Genomic DNA, 579 nt, shown 5'->3' with positions numbered 1-579 from the left:
GGAGGTGCACGACACGCTCGGACACACGATGTCGGTGGTCACCCTGCAGTCGGCGGTGGCCCGGGAGGCCCTTGCCGATGCCGAGCCCGGACAGGCCGAGGCCGCTCTGGCCGCGATCCACGCGGTGAGTGGCAGCGCCATGGCCGAGCTGCGGGCCACGCTGGGCACGCTGCGCCGCGAACCCGGACCGCGCGAGCCGGCCCCCGGTCTCACCCAGTTGGGCCCGCTCGTCGAGGGCGTGCGCAGTGGTGGGCTGGCGGTCGAGCTGCGTCTCGACGGTCCTGTCGACGCCCTGCCCACGGTGGTCGGCAGCACCGTCTACCGGATCGTGCAGGAGGCCCTGACCAATGTGCTGCGCCACGCCCACGCCACCCGCGCCACGGTGACGATCCGGGCCACCCCGGCCCGGCTGTCGGCGGAGGTCGTCGACGACGGCCGGGGATCTCCCGGCGCCGCCGGGGTGGAGACGGGTCAGGGGCTGCGCGGCATGTCGGAGCGGGTTGCCCTGCTCGGCGGAACCTTCGCCGCCGGCGAGACCGCCGAGGGCGGCTTCCGCGTCTCGGTCCACCTACCGCTGGC

At 75.3% G+C, this 579-nt stretch carries 1 protein-coding gene; it reads left to right on the top strand.

The genetic code is table 11. The features are described from left to right. Nucleotides 1–28 precede the first annotated feature (28 nt). On the top strand, nt 29–579 hold a 551-nt coding region (locus KBX53_RS35200), incomplete at its 3' end, for a sensor histidine kinase (protein ID WP_247676652.1).

This window comes from Micromonospora sp. M51 (assembly GCF_018070305.1).
GTDB classification, from domain to species: domain Bacteria; phylum Actinomycetota; class Actinomycetes; order Mycobacteriales; family Micromonosporaceae; genus Micromonospora; species Micromonospora parva.
The sequence above is the reverse complement of the archived record's forward strand: the minus strand, read 5'-3'. Positions and strand labels throughout refer to the sequence as shown.